This window comes from Streptomyces mutabilis, assembly GCF_014649815.1.
GTDB classification, from domain to species: Bacteria; Actinomycetota; Actinomycetes; order Streptomycetales; family Streptomycetaceae; genus Streptomyces; species Streptomyces mutabilis.
Genome location: NZ_BMTT01000007.1, coordinates 246,304 through 261,630 on the forward strand (window position 1 = coordinate 246,304; position 15,327 = coordinate 261,630).

Annotated in this window: 13 protein-coding genes; 10 read left to right on the top strand and 3 right to left on the bottom strand. The window is 71.6% G+C overall.

The window, feature by feature from the left end:
* Positions 1–71 precede the first annotated feature (71 nt).
* From hutU to hutI, 4 genes are read left to right on the top strand one after another with little or no spacing between them, the layout of a single operon-like run.
* The gene (hutU, locus tag IE142_RS17630; RefSeq protein WP_191886646.1) at positions 72–1,736 is read left to right on the top strand and encodes a urocanate hydratase; all 1,665 of its coding nucleotides are present in this window, start codon (positions 72–74) and stop codon (positions 1,734–1,736) included.
* The gene (locus IE142_RS17635; protein WP_191886647.1) at positions 1,733–2,950 is read left to right on the top strand and encodes an allantoate amidohydrolase; all 1,218 of its coding nucleotides are present in this window, start codon (positions 1,733–1,735) and stop codon (positions 2,948–2,950) included. Before hutU ends, IE142_RS17635 begins: the two co-directional genes overlap by 4 nt.
* Positions 2,947–4,299, top strand: coding sequence for a formimidoylglutamate deiminase (locus IE142_RS17640; RefSeq protein WP_191886648.1), 1,353 nt, complete (start codon positions 2,947–2,949; stop codon positions 4,297–4,299). Before IE142_RS17635 ends, IE142_RS17640 begins: the two co-directional genes overlap by 4 nt.
* Before the next feature lie 41 nt (positions 4,300–4,340).
* Positions 4,341–5,516 carry an imidazolonepropionase gene (gene hutI / locus IE142_RS17645; protein WP_191886649.1) on the top strand — a complete coding sequence of 392 codons (1,176 nt, stop codon included), beginning with the start codon at positions 4,341–4,343 and terminating at the stop codon, positions 5,514–5,516.
* Between the two features lie 226 nt (positions 5,517–5,742).
* Here the strand turns inward: hutI and IE142_RS17650 are convergent, their stop codons facing one another.
* Positions 5,743–6,672: an RNA polymerase sigma factor SigF gene (locus IE142_RS17650; RefSeq protein ID WP_229830623.1), complete on the bottom strand. Its 930-nt coding sequence runs from the start codon at positions 6,670–6,672 to the stop codon at positions 5,743–5,745.
* Between the two features lie 240 nt (positions 6,673–6,912).
* On the opposite strand from IE142_RS17650, the gene IE142_RS17655 reads away from it, so the two are divergent.
* Together IE142_RS17655 and IE142_RS17660 are read left to right on the top strand one after the other, a co-directional pair.
* Complete coding sequence (locus IE142_RS17655; RefSeq protein WP_191886650.1) at positions 6,913–7,290, top strand: STAS domain-containing protein; 378 nt, start codon at positions 6,913–6,915, stop codon at positions 7,288–7,290.
* Between the two features lie 199 nt (positions 7,291–7,489).
* Positions 7,490–8,104 carry an ATP-binding protein gene (locus IE142_RS17660; protein ID WP_191886651.1) on the top strand — a complete coding sequence of 205 codons (615 nt, stop codon included), beginning with the start codon at positions 7,490–7,492 and terminating at the stop codon, positions 8,102–8,104.
* Between the two features lie 741 nt (positions 8,105–8,845).
* Here IE142_RS17660 and IE142_RS17665 read toward each other — a convergent pair.
* Positions 8,846–10,342 (bottom strand): oligopeptide:H+ symporter, encoded by a 1,497-nt coding sequence (locus tag IE142_RS17665; protein WP_191886652.1) that lies wholly within the window; start codon positions 10,340–10,342, stop codon positions 8,846–8,848.
* A 539-nt stretch (positions 10,343–10,881) separates the two neighbouring features.
* On the opposite strand from IE142_RS17665, the gene IE142_RS17670 reads away from it, so the two are divergent.
* Entirely contained in the window at positions 10,882–11,559 is a 678-nt protein-coding gene (locus tag IE142_RS17670; RefSeq protein WP_043372281.1) for a response regulator transcription factor, read from the top strand.
* Positions 11,560–11,599: 40 nt separating this feature from the next.
* On the top strand, positions 11,600–12,877 hold the full coding sequence (gene draK / locus IE142_RS17675) for a two-component system sensor histidine kinase DraK (RefSeq protein ID WP_191886653.1): 1,278 nt from the start codon (positions 11,600–11,602) through the stop codon (positions 12,875–12,877).
* A gap of 27 nt (positions 12,878–12,904) precedes the next feature.
* Here draK and IE142_RS17680 read toward each other — a convergent pair whose 3' ends face one another.
* A complete protein-coding gene (locus tag IE142_RS17680) occupies positions 12,905–13,477 on the bottom strand; it encodes a GtrA family protein (protein WP_191886654.1) in 573 nt (190 codons plus the stop codon).
* 166 nt (positions 13,478–13,643) lie between these two features.
* Between IE142_RS17680 and IE142_RS17685 the strand changes: the two genes are divergently transcribed.
* The gene (locus IE142_RS17685; RefSeq protein WP_191886655.1) at positions 13,644–14,783 is read left to right on the top strand and encodes a 5-(carboxyamino)imidazole ribonucleotide synthase; all 1,140 of its coding nucleotides are present in this window, start codon (positions 13,644–13,646) and stop codon (positions 14,781–14,783) included.
* Positions 14,780–15,322, top strand: a complete 543-nt coding sequence (gene purE, locus IE142_RS17690) for a 5-(carboxyamino)imidazole ribonucleotide mutase (RefSeq protein WP_043372289.1) — start codon at positions 14,780–14,782, stop codon at positions 15,320–15,322. Before IE142_RS17685 ends, purE begins: the two co-directional genes overlap by 4 nt.
* Positions 15,323–15,327: the final 5 nt, after the last annotated feature.

The following is a 15,327-nucleotide window of genomic DNA, read 5'->3' on the forward strand; positions in this document are numbered from 1 at the left end:
CTATTCACAAGGCGAGGATGTGAATATCCGAAGTAACAATCCGCCGGGAGCAAGCCACCAGGAGGCAGAACATGTCCGGACCCCGCCCTGTCCGCGCGCCACGCGGTACGACGCCGAGCGCCCTGGGCTGGCAGCAGGAGGCCGCCCTGCGGATGCTCCAGAACAACCTGGACCCGGAGGTCGCCGAGCACCCGGACAAACTCGTCGTCTACGGCGGCACCGGCAAGGCCGCCCGCGACTGGCGCTCGTTCGACGCGATGGTCCGCACCCTGGAGACCCTCAAGCAGGACGAGACGATGCTCGTCCAGTCCGGCCGCCCCGTCGGCGTCATGCAGACCCATGAGTGGGCCCCGCGCGTCCTCATCGCCAACTCCAACCTGGTCGGCGACTGGGCCAACTGGGAGGAGTTCCGCCGCCTGGAGGCCCTCGGCCTCACCATGTACGGCCAGATGACGGCCGGCTCCTGGATCTACATCGGCACCCAGGGCATCCTCCAGGGCACCTACGAGACCTTCGCCGCCGTCGCCGCCAAGAAGTTCGGCGGCACCCTCGCCGGGACCATCACCCTCACCGCCGGCCTCGGCGGCATGGGCGGCGCCCAGCCACTGGCCGTGACGATGAACGACGGCGTCGCCATCTGCGTCGACTGCGACCCGCGCGCCATCGACCGCCGCATCGAGCACCGCTACCTCGACGTCAAGGCCGACTCCCTCGACCACGCCCTCCAGCTCGCCACCGAGGCCCGCGACCGGCGCAAGCCGCTGTCCATCGGCGTCCTCGGCAACGCCGCCGAGCTGGTCCCGCAGTTGCTCGCCATGGGCGCCCCCATCGACATCGTCACCGACCAGACCTCGGCCCACGACCCCCTGGCCTACCTGCCCACCGGGATCGCCTTCGCGGACATGGCCGACGCCGCCGCCAAGGACCCGGCCGGCTTCACCACCCGCGCCCGCGAGTCCATGGCCCGGCACGTCGAGGCCATGGTCGGCTTCCAGGACGCCGGCGCCGAGGTCTTCGACTACGGCAACTCCATCCGGGGCGAGGCCCAGCTCGCCGGATACGACCGCGCCTTCGCCTTCCCGGGCTTCGTACCGGCGTACATCCGCCCGCTCTTCTGCGAGGGCAAGGGGCCCTTCCGCTGGGCCGCCCTCTCCGGCGACCCCGCCGACATCGCCAGGACCGACAAGGCGATCCTCGACCTCTTCCCGGAGAACGAGTCGCTGGCCCGCTGGATCAAGATGGCCGGTGAGCGCGTCCACTTCCAGGGCCTGCCCGCCCGCATCTGCTGGCTCGGTTACGGCGAGCGCGACAGGGCCGGCGAGCGGTTCAACGACATGGTCGCGAGCGGAGAGCTGGCCGCGCCGATCGTCATCGGCCGCGACCACCTCGACTGCGGCTCCGTCGCCTCCCCCTACCGCGAGACCGAGGCGATGCTCGACGGCTCCGACGCCATCGCCGACTGGCCGCTGCTCAACGCCATGGTCAACGTCGCCTCCGGCGCCTCCTGGGTCTCCCTCCACCACGGCGGCGGCGTCGGCATGGGCCGCTCCATCCACGCCGGGCAGGTCACCGTCGCCGACGGCACCGCGCTCGCCGGCGAGAAGATCCGCCGGGTCCTCACCAACGACCCCGGCATGGGCGTCATCCGGCACGTCGACGCCGGCTACGACATCGCGGAGTCCGTCGCCGGGGAGCGGGGCGTGCGGGTGCCGATGCGCGAGGGCGGCGACGCGTGAGCTTCCACAGCATGTGGGCGGAGCTGCTGCCGGTGGGCCGCAGCTCCGCCTCGGGCGGCTACCGGCGCTACGCCTGGACGGGGGCCGACGCCGACTGCCGGGCCTGGTTCCGGCAGCAGGCCGAGGCCCGCGGGCTGGCCTACGAGGTCGACCGCAACGGCAACCAGTGGGCCTGGCTCGGCGACCCGGCCGCCGGGAACGCCGTCGTCACCGGCTCCCATCTGGACTCCGTGCCCGACGGCGGCGCCTTCGACGGCCCCCTCGGCGTCGTCTCCGCCTTCGCGGCCCTGGACGAACTTCGCGGCAGGGGAGCGCGGCTCACCAGGCCGCTGGGCATCGTCAACTTCGGAGACGAGGAGGGCGCCCGCTTCGGCCTCGCCTGCGTCGGCTCCCGGCTCACCGCGGGCGCGCTCACCGTCGAACAGGCCCACCGCCTGACCGACGGCGACGGCGTCACGCTCCCGCAGGCCATGGAGGCCGCCGGGTACGACCCGGAGGGCATCGGTCCCGACCCCGAACGGCTCGCCCGCATCGGCGCCTTCGTCGAACTCCACGTCGAACAGGGCCGGGCCCTCGACCTGTCCGGCGACCGCGTCGGCATCGCGTCCGCCATCTGGCCGCACGGACGCTGGCGCTTCGACTTCCGCGGCGAGGCCAACCACGCCGGGACCACCCGCCTCGCCGACCGCCGCGACCCCATGCCGTCCTACGCCGAAACCGTCCTCGCCGCCCGCCGCGAGGCCGAACTCGCCGGTGCCGTGGCCACCTTCGGCAAGATCGCGGTCGAGCCCAACGGCGTCAACGCCATCCCGTCCCTCGTCCGGGGCTGGCTCGACTCCCGAGCCGCCGACCAGGCGAGCCTGGACACCGTGGTGACCGCCATCGAGAAGGCGGCCCGCGAGTACGCCGCCGCCCACGGCGTCGACCTCACCGTCGAGCGCGAGTCCTTCACTCCCGTCGTCGAGTTCGACCACGCCCTGCGCGACGAACTCGCCCTCATCCTGAGCAGCGACACGGAGCTGAGGGTCCCCGTCCTCGGCACCGGCGCCGGACACGACGCCGGGATCCTCTCCGGACGCGTCCCGACCGCCATGCTGTTCGTACGCAACCCCACCGGCGTCTCGCACTCACCGGCCGAGCACGCCACCGAGGACGACTGCGTGGCCGGGGTGAGCGCGCTCGCCGACGTACTGGAAGGGCTGGCCCGCACATGACGACCACCGACCGGACCCGGACGTACTGGCTGGAGCACGCCTGGCTCGGCACCCATGTCGAGCCGGGCGTCGCCGTGGACGTGGGCGACGGCCGCATCGCCGCCGTCCGCACGGACGTCCCCGCCCCGCCCCCGGGCGCCGAGATCCTGCGCGGACTGACCCTCCCCGGGCTGGCCAACGCCCACAGTCACGCCTTCCACCGCGCCCTGCGCGGCACCGTCCAGGTCGGCAGCGGCACCTTCTGGACCTGGCGCGAGGTCATGTACTCCGTCGCCGACCGGCTGACCCCGGAGACCTACCTCGACCTCGCCCGCGCGGTGTACGCCGAGATGGCCCTGGCCGGCATCACCACCGTCGGCGAGTTCCACTACGTCCACCACACCCCCGGCGGCACCCCCTACGCCCACCCCAACGCCATGGGGGAGGCCCTGATCCAGGCCGCCGCCGACGCCGGCATCCGCATCACCCTCCTCGACACCTGCTACCTGTCCTCCGGCTTCGGACAGCCCCCGAACCCCCACCAGCTCCGCTTCTCCGACGGGACGGCGGACGCCTGGGCGCAACGCTGTTCAGTTCTCAAGGAACGGGATCACGCACGGATCGGGGCGGCGATCCACTCCGTACGGGCCGTGCCCGCCGACCAGTTGGCGACCGTCGCGCACTGGGCCGAGGCGCGGCGGGCCCCGCTTCACGTGCACCTGTCCGAGCAGACCGCCGAGAACGACGCCTGCCGCGACGCCCACGGCTGCACCCCCACCCGGCTCCTCGCCGACCACGGAGTCCTCGGACCCCGCACCACCGGCGTCCACAACACCCACCTCACCGACGAGGACATCGCCCTGCTCGGCGGCAGCCGCACCGGCACCTGCATGTGCCCGACCACGGAACGGGACCTGGCCGACGGCATCGGCTCGGCGGGCGCCCTCCAGCGGGCGGGCTCCCCGCTCTCCCTCGGCTCCGACAGCCACGCCGTCGTCGACCTGCTGGAAGAGGCGCGCGCCATGGAGCTGAACGAGCGCCTGCGCACCCGCACCCGCGGCCACTGGACCGCCGCGGCCTTGCTGCGCGCCGCGTGCGCCGACGGCCACGCCGCCCTCGGCTGGGAGGACGCCGGCACCATCGAGCCCGGCGCCCGCGCCGATCTCGCGACCGTCGCCCTCGACTCGGTCAGAACAGCGGGGCCATTGCCCAGACTCGGCGCCGAGACGGCCGTATTCGCGGCGACCGCAGCGGACGTACGGCACACGGTCGTGGGCGGACGGCACGTCGTGCGCGACGGGGTCCACACCCTCGTACCCGATGTGCCCCAGGCCCTCGCGCGGGCCGTGGCAGCCCTGCGCGCCCAGTAACGAACGCCCGCTCCCGCCCCCACGAGGACGTCACGGACACCATGAGCAGCAGCACCGTCATCACCAACATCGCCGCACTCGTCACCAGCGACCCCTCCCTCGGTGACAACTCCCCCCTCGGACTGGTCCGGGACGCGGCCGTCGTCATCGACGGCGACCGCGTCGCGTGGACCGGTGAATCAAGCAAAGCACCCGCCACTGACAATCGGGTCGACGCCGGCGGCCGGGCTGTCCTCCCCGGCTTCGTCGACTCCCACTCCCACCTCCTCTTCGGCGGCGACCGCACCGAGGAGTTCAACGCCCGCATGTCCGGCCGCCCCTACAGCGCCGGCGGCATCCGCACCACCGTGGCCGCCACCCGCGCCGCGAGCGACGCGGAACTGGAGGCGGGCCTCACCCGTTACCTCGAGGAGGCTCTGCGCCAGGGCACCACGACCTTCGAGACGAAGTCCGGTTACGGACTGACCACCGCGGACGAGTCGCGCGCCCTGCGCGTCGCCGCCCGCCACACCGACGAGGTGACGTTCCTCGGCGCCCACATCGTCGCGCCCGAGCTGGCCGACGACCCCGCCGCCTACGTCGCGCTCGTCACCGGCGAGATGCTCGACGCCTGCGCCCCGCACGCCCGCTGGATCGACGTCTTCTGCGAGAAGGGCGCCTTCGACGGCGACCAGGCCCGCGCGATCCTCACCGCGGGCAGGGCGAGGGGCCTGCACCCCCGCATCCACGCCAACCAGCTCTCCTACGGCCCCGGGGTGCAGCTCGCCGTCGAACTCGACGCCGCCAGCGCCGACCACTGCACCCACCTCACCGACGCCGACGTCGACGCCCTCGCGAACAGCCGCACCGTCGCCACGCTGCTGCCCGGCGCGGAGTTCTCCACCCGCGCCCGGTGGCCCGATGCCCGCCGCCTGCTCGACGCGGGCGCCACCGTCGCCCTGTCCACCGATTGCAACCCGGGTTCCTCCTTCACGTCCTCCGTGCCCTTCTGCATCGCCCTCGCGGTGCGGGACATGGGGATGACGCCGGACGAGGCGGTCTGGTCGGCCACCGCGGGCGGCGCCGCGGCCCTGCGCCGCGACGACATCGGCCGCCTGACCCCGGGCGCCCACGCCGACCTGACCCTCCTCGACGCCCCGAGCCACGTCCACCTGGCCTACCGGCCGGGTGTCCCGCTGGTCCGAGGGGTGTGGCGACGAGGCGTACGGGTCGTCTGAGCCCCTGAACCCCTCGGCGTACCACGCCGCACCGCTGCGCCGGTGCTGACGTACCGGCCAGTTCGGAGGGTGCTCACAGTGGTGGAGCGGGACCCGGGAGGGAAGAGTTGCCCCCGGGTGACAGGTGGCTGTTCCGGGCCGTGAGCCGGATCCGCGCCGACAACCCGAAGGCGGGCGGCCCGACTTCGGACCGCCCCCCTGGAGGGCAAGCGTCACCCGGTGAGGACTACTCCTCGACCGTGAGCCCCTTGCGCAGCTTGACGAGTGTCCGCGACAGCAGGCGCGAGACGTGCATCTGGGAGATGCCGAGTTCCTCGCCGATCTCCGACTGGGTCATGCCCGCGACGAAGCGGAGGGAGAGGATCTTCCGGTCCCGGGAGGGGAGTTCGGCGATCAGCGGCTTCAGGGACTCGACGTACTCGATGCCCTCGAGGCCGTGGTCCTCGTAACCGATCCGGTCGGCCAGCGCGCCCTCGGCGTCGTCCTCCTCGGGCTGGGCGTCCAGGGAGGAGGCGGTGTAGGCGTTGGAGGCGGCCATGCCCTCGACGACCTCGTCCTTGGACAGGCCGAGGTGCTCGGCCAGCTCGGACACCGTGGGGGCGCGGTCGAGGCGCTGTGCCAGCTCGTCACCGGCCTTGGCCAGGTCGAGGCGCAGCTCCTGGAGGCGGCGCGGGACGCGCACGGACCACGAGGTGTCCCGGAAGAAGCGCTTGATCTCGCCGATGATGGTCGGCATCGCGAACGTGGGGAACTCCACACCGCGCGACAGCTCGAAGCGGTCGATCGCCTTGATCAGGCCGATGGTGCCGACCTGGATGATGTCCTCCATGGGCTCGCTGCGCGAGCGGAAACGGGAGGCGGCGAACTTGACCAGGGCGAGGTTGAGCTCGACGAGCGTGTTGCGTACGTACGCGTACTCGTGGGTGCCTTCCTCCAGCGACTCGAATCGCTCGAAGAGGGTCTTGGACAGGGCCCGGGCGTCCGCCGGAGCAACCTCGTCGTACGCGGGGATGTTTGGAAGCCCGGCGAGTGCGTCGTCGTCGTGTTCGACGACCGCGTCGTGGTGCTCGATGGGATCCAGATGTTCCGGAGGGAGTGTCGACGTCGCTTCTTGGGTACGCGATCCGTCGAGCCGGGGTGACATGATGTCCTCCATCGTTCTCGGCATACGGCTGCCGAAGCCAAATACGTGCACTGCGGTGTGCGGCGCCTCCAAAGCCGGCCGTGTCGGTTGACGTGTCCTACTAGCCCTACCGGGTTTACCGAGCCAACCGCAAGTGTGTTCTGTGTGGGTATGTCCGTTTATGCGCGGTTGTTCGGGTGTCGGAGTGCGATGAGAAGGCGTAGTGTTCGAGGGCGTCAGCAAGCAGTCACGACCTCGGGAGAGAGAAACGGCATGGACCGCGGGACGGTCGGCAGTGCCCAGTCGGGCCGGCTACTGGTGGAGGTGCGGGAAGAGGGCCCCAGTGCCGTCGTGACTCCGGCGGGTGAGTTGGATCACCACACCGCCGATCTGTTGCGCGAGCCGCTGGAGGACTGTCTCGCCAAGGGATTCAACCGGCTCGTCGTCGACTGCTCGCGCCTGGAGTTCTGCGACTCCACGGGACTCAACGTCCTGCTCGGCGCACGGTTGAAGGCGGAGGCCGCGGGGGGCGGTGTGCATCTGGTGGCCATGCAGCCGGTAGTGGCTCGCGTGTTCGAGATCACGGGGGCCGATGCGGTCTTCACCCTCCATGGCACGCTCGAGGCCGCGCTGGCCGACCCGTCCGACTGACCCGCTCCTTGTCCGGCCGGCGGCGGGTTTCGTGCGCTCTCAGGGACGGGTGGGGACGGGCGTTCGCGCCTCGTCACGAGTTCCGTGTCGAATACGGGGGTGTTCGAACGGCCCGGTCGGGCAGGAGACTCCCTGAACTGACTGTGTACGACGAACGATGTTGAAACGTGAACTGGTGAATCGGTGAGGTGAAGCGCTGATGAGCACCACCCGGCCCTACTCGCCGGGCGACCGCGGTCCGGAGCCCAGCGGCGCTTCCGGGGTGTCCGAGGGGGGCGCGCCCGGGTCCGGGGGGCCCGAGGAGGGCGTGTCCGCGGGGCAGGCCGCCGTGATCGGCGCGTCCGGGGGGGCCTCGCCGTCCCCGTCCGCCGGGGCCGTCGCGGGTGCCGCCGCGGGCGGCGGTGGCCGGCAGGTACGCCGGCTGAGCTTCGACGACCAGAGCGGGGTGGTCCCGCTCGCTCGTGACTTCACCCGCCAGGCGCTGTACGCCTGGGGTTGGCTGCCCTCCGCCACCGCGGACCAGCGGGCCGCCGCCGAGGACGTACTGCTCGTGGTGTCCGAGCTGGTCACCAACGCGTGCCTCCACGCGGAGGGACCGGACGAGCTGTGGATCGCCTGCGAGAAGAAGGTGATCCGGCTGGAGGTCTCCGACCGGGGGACCGGCCAGCCGGCGCCGCGCACGCCGCACCGGGCCGGGCGACCCGGCGGCCACGGCATGTTCATCGTGCAACGGTTGTGCCTCGACTGGGGTGTGGTGCGCACGCCGGGGGTCGCCGGGAAGCGCGTGTGGGCGGAGTTGGCGGCGCCGGGGTAGCGGGCGTCGGGGTCCGGCTTCTTCGCCTGCCCGTCCACCCGCCGGGACAGCCGGAGCCGAGCGCCTGTCGGCCCGCCCGCCTGCCCGTCCACCCGCCTCGGTCGGCCGAGTGATGACCGCCGCCGGGGCTCCGCCCTTCGATCCCGGGGTTTTCCCACGCCCGCCTCGGCCGCACCGGCCGTGCCCGTCGCCGGGCTCAGCCCCGCCTCGATCCGCCGGTGATCTCTCTCCCGCGGCCGTCCGTCCCTTCCCCGGCCTCGTCGGGCCCGCTCGTTGCTCCGGCTCCATCAGCCCTGCCCAGCCTCGGCGTCGGCTCCCTCGCACCGGAACCAGCGGCCCTGCTCCTGTGTCTGGCTCTGTCGCTCCATGGTGTCGGTGGCATTGCTCGTGTGCGTAGCTCTGTCGCTCCGGTTTCAGTGGCCCTGTCCCTGTCCCCGGCCCCGCCGCTCCGCTCGCCAGCGACCCTGCACCCGCCCCGGCCCCGCCGGGCCCCGTCCCTGCCCCCGCATGGCCGCAGCCAGCCAGTGAGCCGCGCCCCGGCCCGCCCGCCCCATCCCCGCGCCTCTCGCGCCCGCCCCGGCCCTCCGGGCTGCCCACGACCTGCTCGCTGCGCCTCACGGCCCACCGTCCCCCTCCGCTCGGACCCGCCCCGAACGGCGCCCCCGGAAACGCCCGAAGGGCCACCGCACCCACCAGGGATGCGATGACCCTTCTCAAGCGATGACGCCAGGCCGGCAGGCCTCAGCGGACGTCGCCCATGAGTTCCTTGACGCGCTTGCGGTACATCCAGATCGCGACACCGGCGAGGACGGCCAGGGCGGCCTCCGCGGCGACGATGCCCGTCTTGTTGAGGTCGACGCCGGCGATGGAGAGCAGGCCGGTCGTGGCGTCACCGGCGGTGACGGCCAGGAACCAGACGCCCATCATCTGCGAGGCGTACTTCACCGGCGCCATCTTCGTGGTGACCGACAGGCCGACCGGGGAGAGCATCAGCTCACCGCAGGTCTGGACGAAGTAGATCGCCACCAGCCACAGCGCGGCCGCCTTGTGGCCGCCGTCCGCGATGGCCAGCGGGGCCAGGAAGAGGAAGAAGGACGCGCCGACCAGCACCAGGCCGAACGAGAACTTCACGATCGTGCTCGGTTCCTTGCCGCGACGGGCGAGCGCCAGCCACACCGTGGCGAAGACCGGGGCGAGGGCCATGATGATGACCGGGTTCACCGACTGGAACCAGGAGACCGGGAAGTCCCACCCGAGAACGCTGGTGTTCGTCGAGGAGTCGGCGAAGATCGCCAGGGTCGAACCGCCCTGGTCGTAGATCATCCAGAAGATGGCCGCGGCGACGAAGAACCAGATGTACGCCGACATCTTGGACTGCTCGGCGCGGTCCAGCGACTTGTCGCGCTTGATGCGGGTCAGCACCAGTACCGGGATGATCACGCCGAGCAGCGTCAGCGGGACCAGGATCCAGTTCAGGGTGTAGGCGCCGGAGAAGCCGACGATCGCGTAGAAGACGACGGCGAGCGCGGCCCAGAACGCGGCCTTGCGCAGCGTGGAGGTCTTCTCCTCGGCCGACAGCGGCTTCGGGACGACGCTGGAGTGCGGGGCCAGGTGGCGGCTGCCGATCAGGAACTGGATGACGCCCAGGCCCATGCCGACCGCGGCGAGTGCGAAGCCCAGGTGCCAGTTGACGTTCTCACCGATGGTGCCGATGATCAGCGGCGCCGCGAAGGCACCGAGGTTGATGCCCATGTAGAAGACGGTGAAGCCACCGTCGCGGCGCGGGTCGTCGGGGCCGCTGTAGAGCTGGCCGACCATCGTCGAGATGTTGGCCTTCAGCAGACCCGAGCCGATGGCGACCAGGCCGAGGCCCGCGAAGAACGTGCCGGAGGACGGCAGCGCCAGCGTCAGGTGGCCGAGCATGATCACGCCGCCGGCGACGGCGACGGTCTTGCGGGGACCCCAGACGCGGTCACCGAACCAGCCGCCCGGCATCGTCAGCAGGTACACCAGCGACAGGTACACCGAGTAGATCGCGGTGGCGGTGCCGGCGTTCATGCCGAGACCGCCGGGAGCCACCAGGTACAGCGGGAGCAGAGCCCTCATGCCGTAGTAGGAGAAACGCTCCCACATCTCGGTCATGAAGAGAGTGGCCAGTCCGCGGGGGTGGCCGAAGAAGGTCTTCTCGGACCCGGGGGTGCCCGGGGTGACCGAGTCCTTCGTCAGGCTGGACGCCATGGTCGATCCTTGCTGGTCGGGACGCGCTCATGAGGCGATGCGCGCCCGGTGGGGGGGCGGCCGGCACCGGCGGCCTTCCCCGCCCGTCCCACGCCTGAGGGATTCCGCTCCGGATTACGAAGCGCTGGGCGGCGGCCACCGGGATCCACGCCTCGCGTACGTCACTGCACGCGGTGAGGCCCGGCCACAGGTCATTCCTTTCGAGGCCGACCGTGGGGGCCGGCCCGCACACGAAAGAGACCTTCAGCGTCGAACTGTCGCCAAAGGTCCTCTGGGTGCTACAGGCGCTGATTCACCATACGGCAGGACACCGCCCGGTATGGAAGGACTTGAGACGCGGATCACAGGTGAACCTGGAACCGCGAACGACCATTCGAAGGTCCATCACAGGATGGCACCCCGCACCCACAGGTCGCGCAACGGGGTCGGCCGGCCCGTCCGCCGGGCGGGTGTCCGGCTTGTCCACAGGCGGGGCGGGGCGCGGGAGCCTTGGGAGGATCACGGCCCGGGCCCTGCTCCGGGCGGACTACCATCAGTTCATGACCCGTGTACTGCTCGCCGAGGACGACGCGTCCATCTCGGAGCCGCTGGCCCGCGCACTGCGCCGGGAAGGGTACGAGGTCGAGGTGCGTGAGGACGGACCCACCGCACTCGACGCCGGGCTGCGGGGCGGCATCGACCTGGTCGTGCTGGACCTGGGCCTGCCGGACATGGACGGGCTGGAGGTCGCCCGCCGGCTGCGCTCGGAGGGGCATGCCGTGCCGATCCTCATCCTGACCGCGCGCGCCGACGAGGTGGACACCGTCGTCGGCCTCGACGCGGGCGCCGACGACTACGTCACCAAGCCCTTCCGCCTCGCCGAGCTGCTCGCCCGGGTCCGCGCCCTGCTGCGGCGCGGTGCCGTCGAGCCGCCGCAGCCGCCCGCCACGCACGGCGTGCGCATCGACGTCGAGTCGCACCGGGCCTGGATGGGCGAGGAAGAGCTCCAGCTCACCGCCAAGGAGTTCGACCTGCTGCGGGTACTGGTGCGCGACGCCGGCCGGGTCGTCACGCGCGACCAGCTGATGCGCGAGGTCTGGGACACCACCTGGTGGTCGTCCACCAAGACCCTCGACATGCACATCTCCTGGCTGCGCAAGAAGCTGGGGGACGACGCGGCGAACCCGCGCTACATCGCCACCGTGCGCGGCGTGGGCTTCCGCTTCGAGAAGAACTGACCCGCCGACAACGACCCAAGGCCTGGCCGGGTAAGAGGACATGCGCCGTCGACTGATCCAGTCCACGCTCGCCGTGGTGCTCATCGTGATCGCCGTCTTCGGCGTCTCGCTCGTCATCGTCGAGACCCGCACGATCAGCAGCAGCGCCCAGGAGCGGGTCGACCTGGAGGCCGTGCGGCTGGCCAGCATCGTCGACAGCCGGCTGCTCGGCACCGGGTCGGTCGACGCCAAGTTCCTGCGCGAGCAGATCCGGGACGCCCGGTACGCCGAGATCCGGATTCCCGGCAAGCCGGTCATCGAGGTCGGCAGCCGGCCGACCGGTGAGGTCATCCGCGGCAATGCCACCGGCGAGGAAGGGGAGACGGTCCTCGTCGAGGAGCCCAGCTCCTCGGTGACCCGCGAGGTCGGCCGGACCCTGCTGATCATCGGGCTGGTGGCGCTGCTCGCGGTGGTCGCGGCCGTGCTGCTGGCGATCCGGCAGGCCAACCGCCTCGCCTCCCCGCTCACCGACCTCGCCGAGACCGCCGAACGCCTCGGCTCCGGCGATCCGCGCCCCCGCCACAAGCGCTACGGCGTCCCCGAACTGGACCGGGTCGCGGACGTGCTGGACTCCTCCGCCGAGCGCATCGCGCGGATGCTCACCGCCGAACGGCGACTGGCCGCCGACGCCTCCCACCAGTTGCGCACGCCCCTGACCGCGCTGTCGATGCGGCTGGAGGAGATCACCCTCACCGACGAGCCGGAGACGGTGAAGGAGGAGGCGACGATCGCGCTGTCGCAGGTGGAGCGGCTGACGGACGTCGTGGACCGGCTGCTGACCAACAGCCGCGACCCGCGCAGCGGCTCCGCCGTCACCTTCGAACTGGACGACGTCATCCAGCAGCAGATCGCCGAGTGGCGCCCCGCCTACCGCAGCGAGGGACGGGCGATCGTCAGCTCCGGCAAACGGCACCTGACGGCCGTGGGCACCCCGGGCGCGGTGGCGCAGGTGCTGGCCGCGCTGATCGAGAACTCCCTGATGCACGGCGGCGGCACGGTGGCCCTCAGGACCCGGGTGACCGGCAACCAGGTGGTGGTCGAGGTCACCGACGAGGGCGCCGGTGTGCCCGGCGATCTGGGGGCACGGATCTTCGAGCGGGCGATCAGCGGGCGGAACTCGACGGGCATCGGCCTGGCCGTGGCCCGCGACCTGGCCGAGGCGGACGGCGGCCGGCTGGAGCTCCTCCAGGGTCGGCCCCCGGTCTTCGGCCTGTTCCTCTCCCGTACGCCGCCGCCGAAGAAGTCGTCCGGGGACTCGGGCCAAACGACGGTACGCTAGCCGCCCCCTCGGAGGTCGGAGCGCAGGTCAGCGACGGGCCGCCGGGGCGCCGTCCGTGGTGCGCACCGCCGTCGGGTGCTCGTGCTCCAGGAGGGTCTCCGCCCGCGTCACCGGCTCCCGGCCCGGCAGCGTGCGGAAGACCCAGGTGCGGTACGACCAGAAACGGAACAGCGTTCCGATGCCGATGCCGAGGAACTTGAAGATGTTGCTCTGCAGCGGGCTGTCCCAGCCGAAGCCGTACGTCGCCGTGTAGAGCACGCCGTTCTCGATCACCAGCCCGACCGCGCTGAACAGCAGGAACAGCGACATCTCACGGGTGCGGTGGCCCTTGTCGCGGTCCCGGTAGGTGAAGTAGCGGAAGCCCAGGTAGTTGAAGACGATCGCGACGACGGTCGCGATGATGCTGGCCCGCACCACCGCGAGGTCGGTCACGTGCCGCACCAGGTTGAAGACCAGCAGGTTGACCAGCACTCCCGCGCCGCCCACCGCGCCGAACTTCACGACCTCACGGACCAGCCGGCCGATCCGCTCCCGCAGCGTGCCGCGGGGCGCGGGGGCAGCCGGGGGAGCCGTATGAGCACCCGAGGAACCATGTCCCATGGTCGTGCAGGCCCCCGTCCGTCGGTTGGCGTCAATCCGTTCATGCTAACCACCCGGACGCGCGATCTTCCTGCGGACGACCTCGGGGCGACGGCGGCGGACCCCGGGACGGGCGGGGAAACGGCCGGTAAACATGTGGGCCCCGCGCGGCCGATACGCTAGGGGTGTGACGTTCCCGGTAGTCGGCATGGTCGGCGGTGGCCAGCTCGCTCGTATGACACACGAGGCGGGCATCCCGCTGGGCATCAGGTTCAAGCTTCTCAGTGACACTCCCCAGGACTCTGCGGCGCAGGTCGTGAACGAAGTCGTCGTCGGCGACTATCGCGATCTGGACACGCTGCGCGAGTTCGCGCGCGGCTGTGACGTGATCACCTTCGATCACGAGCACGTGCCGACCGAGCACCTCAAGGCCCTGGAGGCGGACGGCATCCCCGTGCGCCCCGGCCCCGAGGCGCTCGTGCACGCCCAGGACAAGGGCGTGATGCGCGCGAAGCTCGTCGCGATCGGCGTGCCCTGCCCGCGGCACCGGATCGTGCGCGATCCGGCCGACGTGGCCGCCTTCGCCGCCGAGGGCGACGGATTCCCCGTCGTCCTCAAGACGGTCCGCGGCGGGTACGACGGCAAGGGCGTGTGGGTCGTGGACTCCGCGGAGGAGGCCGCCGAGCCCTTCCGGGCCGGGGTCCCCGTGCTGGCGGAGGAGAAGGTGGACTTCGTCCGCGAACTCGCCGCCAACGTGGTCCGCTCCCCGCACGGCCAGGCGGTGGCCTACCCCGTCGTCGAGTCGCAGCAGGTCAAGGGCGTCTGCGACACGGTGATCGCGCCCGCCCCCGACCTCGATGAGGACCTCGCCCTGCGGGCCGAGGAGATGGCGCTCAGCATCGCCAAGGAACTGGACGTCGTCGGCCACCTGGCCGTCGAGCTGTTCCAGACCCGCGACGGTCGCATCCTCGTCAACGAGCTCGCGATGCGCCCGCACAACTCCGGCCACTGGTCGATGGACGGCGCGATCACCTCGCAGTTCGCCAACCACGTCCGCGCCGTCCTCGACCTCCCGCTCGGCGACCCGCGCCCGCGCGCCAAGTGGACGGTCATGGTCAACGTCCTCGGCGGCGACTTCCCCGACATGTACTCCGCGTACCTGCACTGCATGGCCCGCGACCCGCAGCTCAAGATCCACATGTACGGCAAGGACGTGAAGCCCGGCCGCAAGGTCGGCCACGTCAACACCTACGGCGACGACCTCGACGACGTGCTGGAGCGCGCGCGTCACGCTGCCGGCTATCTGAGAGGGACGATCACCGAATGAGCCAGGCCAGCCCGGTCAGTCCGGTCGTGGGCATCGTCATGGGGTCGGACTCCGACTGGCCCGTCATGGAGGCCGCCGCCAAGGCCCTCGACGAGTTCGAGATCCCCTACGAGGTCGACGTCGTCTCCGCGCACCGCATGCCGCACGAGATGATCGCGTACGGCGAGCAGGCCGCCGGACGCGGACTGAAGGCGGTCATCGCGGGCGCGGGCGGTGCCGCCCACCTGCCCGGCATGCTCGCCTCCGTCACCCCGCTGCCGGTCATCGGCGTGCCGGTGCCGCTGAAGTACCTGGACGGCATGGACAGCCTCCTGTCCATCGTGCAGATGCCGGCCGGCGTGCCGGTCGCCACCGTCTCGGTCGGCGGCGCCCGCAACGCCGGGCTGCTGGCCGCCCGCATCCTCGCCGCGCACGACGAGGAGCTGCTGGGCCGGATGCGCGAGTTCCAGCAGGAGCTGAACGACCAGGCCACCGAGAAGGGCAAGCGGCTGCGCAACAAGGTCGCGGGCTCGGCGGCCGGCTTCGGCTTCGGGAAGTGACCCGG

Coding starts and splice junctions, on each gene's coding strand:
- hutU (WP_191886646.1), top strand. CDS start 72: ATGTCCGGACCCCGCCCTGTCCGCGCGCCACGCGGTACGACGCCGAGC.
- IE142_RS17640 (WP_191886648.1), top strand. CDS start 2,947: ATGACGACCACCGACCGGACCCGGACGTACTGGCTGGAGCACGCCTGG.
- hutI (WP_191886649.1), top strand. CDS start 4,341: ATGAGCAGCAGCACCGTCATCACCAACATCGCCGCACTCGTCACCAGC.
- IE142_RS17650 (WP_229830623.1), bottom strand. CDS start 6,672: ATGGAGGACATCATGTCACCCCGGCTCGACGGATCGCGTACCCAAGAA.
- IE142_RS17655 (WP_191886650.1), top strand. CDS start 6,913: ATGGACCGCGGGACGGTCGGCAGTGCCCAGTCGGGCCGGCTACTGGTG.
- IE142_RS17660 (WP_191886651.1), top strand. CDS start 7,490: ATGAGCACCACCCGGCCCTACTCGCCGGGCGACCGCGGTCCGGAGCCC.
- IE142_RS17665 (WP_191886652.1), bottom strand. CDS start 10,342: ATGGCGTCCAGCCTGACGAAGGACTCGGTCACCCCGGGCACCCCCGGG.
- IE142_RS17670 (WP_043372281.1), top strand. CDS start 10,882: ATGACCCGTGTACTGCTCGCCGAGGACGACGCGTCCATCTCGGAGCCG.
- draK (WP_191886653.1), top strand. CDS start 11,600: ATGCGCCGTCGACTGATCCAGTCCACGCTCGCCGTGGTGCTCATCGTG.
- IE142_RS17680 (WP_191886654.1), bottom strand. CDS start 13,477: ATGGGACATGGTTCCTCGGGTGCTCATACGGCTCCCCCGGCTGCCCCC.
- purE (WP_043372289.1), top strand. CDS start 14,780: ATGAGCCAGGCCAGCCCGGTCAGTCCGGTCGTGGGCATCGTCATGGGG.